The sequence below is a fragment of the Methylobacter sp. Wu8 genome (assembly GCF_036440755.1).
Classification (GTDB): domain Bacteria; phylum Pseudomonadota; class Gammaproteobacteria; order Methylococcales; family Methylomonadaceae; genus Methylobacter_A; species Methylobacter_A tundripaludum_A.
The window spans coordinates 1-5,236 of the sequence record NZ_JAZGVT010000039.1 but is presented as its reverse complement, the minus strand read 5'-3'; the positions used below and the strand labels follow the sequence as shown (position 1 = coordinate 5,236).

The 5,236-nt window shown below is 51.8% G+C and carries 6 protein-coding genes; 3 read left to right on the top strand and 3 right to left on the bottom strand.

Translation table 11 applies throughout. The annotated features are described in order from the left end of the window. The first annotated feature begins 50 nt into the window (after nt 1–50). Together V3O24_RS03100 and V3O24_RS03095 are read left to right on the top strand one after the other, a co-directional pair. Nucleotides 51–881: an IS5 family transposase gene (locus tag V3O24_RS03100; RefSeq protein WP_331306152.1), complete on the top strand. Its 831-nt coding sequence runs from the start codon at nt 51–53 to the stop codon at nt 879–881. Continuing rightward, the gene (locus tag V3O24_RS03095) at nt 844–1,419 is read left to right on the top strand and encodes a transposase (protein ID WP_331306151.1); all 576 of its coding nucleotides are present in this window, start codon (nt 844–846) and stop codon (nt 1,417–1,419) included. The genes V3O24_RS03100 and V3O24_RS03095 overlap by 38 nt, the downstream gene beginning before the upstream one ends. A gap of 261 nt (nt 1,420–1,680) precedes the next feature. Here V3O24_RS03095 and V3O24_RS03090 read toward each other — a convergent pair whose 3' ends face one another. The 3 genes from V3O24_RS03090 to rluD are packed head-to-tail and all read right to left on the bottom strand — an operon-like array spanning nt 1,681 to nt 4,178. Further along, nucleotides 1,681–2,505, bottom strand: a complete 825-nt coding sequence (locus V3O24_RS03090) for a ZIP family metal transporter (protein WP_331306150.1) — start codon at nt 2,503–2,505, stop codon at nt 1,681–1,683. 4 nt (nt 2,506–2,509) lie between these two features. Continuing rightward, nucleotides 2,510–3,247 carry a peptidoglycan editing factor PgeF gene (gene pgeF, locus V3O24_RS03085; protein ID WP_331306148.1) on the bottom strand — a complete coding sequence of 246 codons (738 nt, stop codon included), beginning with the start codon at nt 3,245–3,247 and terminating at the stop codon, nt 2,510–2,512. After that, on the bottom strand, nt 3,234–4,178 hold the full coding sequence (gene rluD, locus V3O24_RS03080; protein WP_104423016.1) for a 23S rRNA pseudouridine(1911/1915/1917) synthase RluD: 945 nt from the start codon (nt 4,176–4,178) through the stop codon (nt 3,234–3,236). The genes pgeF and rluD overlap by 14 nt, the downstream gene beginning before the upstream one ends. A 120-nt stretch (nt 4,179–4,298) precedes the next feature. Between rluD and V3O24_RS03075 the strand changes: the two genes are divergently transcribed. Beyond that, a complete protein-coding gene (locus tag V3O24_RS03075; RefSeq protein ID WP_104423015.1) occupies nt 4,299–5,138 on the top strand; it encodes an outer membrane protein assembly factor BamD in 840 nt (279 codons plus the stop codon). Nucleotides 5,139–5,236 lie beyond the last annotated feature (98 nt).

Genomic DNA, 5,236 nt, shown 5'->3' with positions numbered 1-5,236 from the left:
GACCGGAAATGCTAAAATATGCCCCTGTTTTCCGGTCGAAAGGGTGAAAAATGTTGATTACTTCCAGTACAGGTCATCAGACCAATTTATTCGGCACCGATCTGCTGCAACAACTCGATCCCAATGATCCGTTGCTCCGCCTTGCCAGCGTGCTGCCTTGGCGCGAACTGGATCAAGCCTTTGCCAAACATTATTGCCAAGGCCTGGGCAGACCCGCTAAACCCATCCGACTGATGGTCGGACTGTTAATTCTCAAGCAACTGGAAAACCTCAGCGACGAAGCGGTGGTGCTGCAATTCAAGCGTAACCCCTACTACCAAGCGTTCTGCGGTTTCACCGAATTCAGTTGCAAATTGCCTTGCGACAGTACCGAGCTGGTGCATTTTAGAAAGCGCATCGGCGCGGAAGGTGTCGATCAGCTGTTTCAACTCAGCGTGAGATTACACGGCAAAGCTGCGCTGGAAGACACGGTTAACATCGATACCACGGTGCAGGAAAAGAACATCACCTACCCCACCGACGGCAAACTGGCGATCAAAATCATCAACCGCCTGAACAAGCTGGCTAAGGCTTACGGCATTCAACAGCGCCGCACTTATGGCAAGGAAGTCAAAAACCTGCGCTTAAGTCTCCGCCACTTTCGCCATGTCAGCCGCCGAGCCAAAGCCAAAAAAGCCTTGAAACGGCTGCGCACTATTGCCCATGCTCTGATCCGGGAATTACGCAGAACCTTGCCGTGCTTTGCCTTGTTCGAACGCTACGAGAAAGATTTTCTGTTTTACGAACGGGTTCTGAACCAGCAGCCCAAAGACAGCAACAAAATCTACGCCCTGCACGAACCCGATGTGTATTGCATCGGCAATACCCACACGGGGCACTAGAGGTAAGGACCACAAACCTTACGAATACGGCAACAAAGTCTCTATTGCCGCTACGGCCAAGTCCAACATCATTGTCGGCGTAGTCAGTCATCCGCAAAACCTGCATGACAGCAAGACCCTGCCCGAGGTGCTGGCGCACTGCCAAACCAGCCGCGGCAAGGCCGTGAAAACCGGTGTCTGCGACCGCGGTTACCGTGGCCCCAAAACGGTTGACGGCACGCAAATCATTTTGCCCGCCCCGCCGCTAAAACGCGACAATCGTTATCAACGGGACAAAAAGCGCAAGCGCTGTCAGCGTCGGGCAGCCATTGAGCCGATCATTGGTCATTTAAAGTCCGACTTTCGCTTAGTCAGAAACTTCCTCAAGGGCCCCGTCGGGGACTGCATCAATTTATTGCTGGCAGCCTTGGCCTGGAATTTCAGCCTCTGGATGAGGCTATTTTTTGCGCTGATTTTGATCGTTAAAACGATTAAACCATCCCTGTTTCGGCTGACAGGTACCTCAAAAACGCTATTCGTTAAAATGGCTTCCGCTTAACAACTGGGGTTACCGTCTGAGATCGGAGTCTCGGTATCTGTAGGCATGGTTCGGGGGCTTTTTTCAGGGCTGACTATTTAGATTTGATGACATTTCTACGTGATAATAATTTGATGCATTTAGAATACCTCTATGATGCTTTCCAAGGCTAGGATAGATAGCTTAAGCACCACTCGAGTCGCATTGCATTAGGCGTGTCTTTTTACGCCATACCCCAACAAAAGAGAATTGGTTTGTCGGATTACGCTACGCTAACCTGGCCTACACTTCCATACTATGCGCAATGCCGTGCAACGAACAGATCAACAACACCCCCATAGCAATCAACGCGATCTGTTGCAATGAAGTCTTCATGTCGGTCTTTTTATGCAATGACGGTATCAAATCGGCTACCGCGATATAAATAAAGCTTGAAGCCGCCAGAGCCAGGAAATACGGCAAACTGTCATGCAAATCTTCCAACCCGAAGTACGCCAACACGCCGCCCAAAACCGTCGTTAAGCTGGCGAACATATTGTAAAAAAGCGCCTTGCTTTTGGAATAGCCGCTGTGCAGCAAAATTGCAAAATCGCCCACTTCCTGCGGAATTTCATGCGCCGCAACGGCCAGACTGGTGACTATGCCTAATTGCACATCGGTCAAGAACGCTGCCGCGATTAAAACCCCATCGACAAAATTGTGGATGCTGTCGCCGAGAATAATCAATGCACCGGCCGACTTAGCCGAACTATGACTGTGGCTATGCCCGTGATCATGATCGTGTTCCTCCTCATCGCCGTGGGCCTCGCAACTGCCGGAATGGCAATGCCGCCAGATCAGCAACTTTTCCAACACAAAAAAACCGAGCACGCCTGCCAGAATTGTCCCTGAGAGCGATTGAAACCGCTCCGGCTTGATTTCTGAAAATGCCTCGGGAATCAGTCCCCAAAAAGCGACCGCCAGTAATGCGCCTATCGCAAAACTGATGCCGTGCGGCAACACCGCATTCCTGCGATGATCCGGTAACAACAGAAAAATTGCAGCCGCCATAACGCTTAACACGCCGCCAACCGCCGTAAAGATGATAATTAATATCAATAAATCCACTACTTTATTCTCTCCAAATCAGCGTAGCCATACGCCCTGTTTGTTTATCCCGGCGATAGGAATAAAACCGTTCCTGTTCGGTAACGGTGCAAAAACCGCCGCCGTAAACTTTTATATTCAGCCCCATCATAGACAGATCAATCCGGGCCAGTTGGTAGATGTCCGCCAGCCACTTGCCGTTGTTTTGCGGCTTAAAAGCAATGCTGAATGCGGCCGATTTCTGCAAAAAAGCATCCCGCACTTCGGCGCCGACTTCAAAACAGTCCGGGCCGATTGCAGGCCCCAGCCAAACCAGCAGATCGCTATTTTGCATTGCACTAACCGTATTGCCGATCACCCCGGCCAACAAGCCCCGCCACCCGGCATGAATCGCTGCCACCCAGCTTCCGTCAACCGCGCAGACCAGCAACGGCAAACAGTCCGCGGTCAACACCGCACAGACAACCCCGGACTCGGCCGTATAACTGGCATCGGCTTGCTGCAAAGATTCGGTTGTTACTGCGGGCACCGCCCGATTGCTGTGGATTTGATCCAGCCAAACCGGATCGCCAGGCAAGCCCAGCGATTCTTTAATGGTCTGCCGGTTTTGCTTAACCACGCCGACGTCATCGCCCACATGCATGGCAGGATTAAGGCTGGTGTAAGCGCCGCAACTGATTCCGCCGCTACGCAATGTAGTCGCCGCATGGACATTGGCCGGTGCAGGCCAGTCCGGGGTCAGCCAGTGCTTAATCCCGCTCATTTTCCGCCAACGCTTCCAGCAACCGGGTCATATCCTCCGGCAGCGGTTGCTCCCATTCCAAATATTCATCGGTAACCGGATGACGCAAACCCAGTTTCGCCGCATGCAGGGCCTGACGCTTGAAACTGCGCAATTCTTTTTCCAACCGTTCGCTGCAATCCGGCGGCATTTGAAAACGTCCGCCATAGACTTGATCGCCCAGCAGCGGAAAACGGATGTGCGCCATATGCACCCTGATCTGATGGGTGCGACCGGTTTCCAGCTTGACCTGGACCAGGGTATGGCGGGTAAAACGCCGACCAACCCGGTAATGGGTCACCGCATGCTTGCCGTTCTCCCTGACCGCATAACGCTTACGGTCGGTAGGATGCCTGCCGATCGGTTCATCGACGGTGCCGCCTGCGGTCATGCGGCCTCGGGTAATCGCCAGATATTCTCGGGTAATGTCCCTATCCTGTAGTTGCTCGGTCAGGCTGTTATGGGCTTGCAAGGTTTTTGCAATCATCAGCAGGCCGCTGGTTTCCTTATCGATCCTATGCACAATGCCCGCCCTGGGCAAGGTTTCCAGATTGGGATCGTGATTCAGCAGGGCGTTCAGCAGCGTACCGTTCCAGTTCCCTACCGCCGGATGCACAACCAAGCCTGCCGGTTTGTTCACAATCAAGATGCTTTCATCTTCATAAATAATATCCAACGGGATTTCTTCGGCTTCGGATGTCACTACGACTTCCGGCTCGGCATCCAGCGTTATCACTTCACCGCCATCCAGCTTGTCTTTGGGTTTGAGCGCCAAACCGTTGACCTGCACCCGGCCGGCTTTAACCCAAGTCTGCAATTTGCTGCGTGAATAATCCGTAAACAGTTCCGCCAGCACCTGATCTAATCGCATGCCGGCCATTTCAAATGGCACTTCCGCCGTTAATCTTGTCATAACAAGTTCTTCTGATTAACCCATTGTTAAGTTATACTCGCGGGATTCTCAAGCCATCTCAAGTATCGCAGTTAAATCCAGCGAGAAAAACCCCTTATATTACAGCGTGTCGTTAGCACTATGCGATTAATTTTAATTAAATTTTTATTTATCTGTTGTTTAGGCCTGTCTCTTCAAGGCTGTGAGACGCTTAAGAGCCTCGGCTCCAGCGAATCGGACACCGAGGACGAGTATGCCGACTGGAATGCGGAAAAGTTTCGCAGCCAGGCTAAAACGGCGCTGGATAGCGGCAATTACGAAAAAGCCATCAAGATCTACGAAGCGCTTGAATCCCGCTACCCTTTCGGCGAAGAATCCGCCCAGGCCCAGCTCGATGTTGCTTATGCCTATTATAAAAATAGCGATCCTGAAGCCGCAATCGCCGCCGCAGACCGTTTTATCAAAGTCAACCCGCGCAGCTCCAGCGTCGATTATGCTTATTATTTGAAAGGCTTGGTCAATTACAATCGCGGCATAGGCTTTATCGATCGCTTCCTGCCCACCGATACGTCGCAGCGCGATCCCGGCACCGCGCGCGATGCCTATGACAATTTTTCCGAACTTCTGCGTCGATTCCCAAACAGCAAATATGTCGCCGACGCCCAGCAACGCATGATTGCGCTTAAAAACAATCTGGCGATGTATGAAGTCCACGTCGCCCGTTTTTACATGAAACGCAAGGCTTATGTTGCGGCCATCAACAGGGCGTCTACCGTCGTTGACAAGTACCAGCGCACGCCTGCGGTTCCCTATGCGTTGCAAATCATGCAAGAAGCCTACAACAAGCTTGAACTGCCGGATCTTGCCAAAGATACCGCCCGGGTCTACGAGCTAAACTACCCGAACGGCCCGCCGGTTCCCGAACATAAAGATTCAACCTTTTCGCATCAGGTTTGGGATTTTATCGGCTTGGAAAAATAGGACGGGCTAAAGGCTAAAGGCTAAAGGCTAAAGGCTAAAGGCTAAAGGCTAAAGGCTAAAGGCTAAAGGCTAAAGGCTAAAGGCTAAAGGCTAAAGGC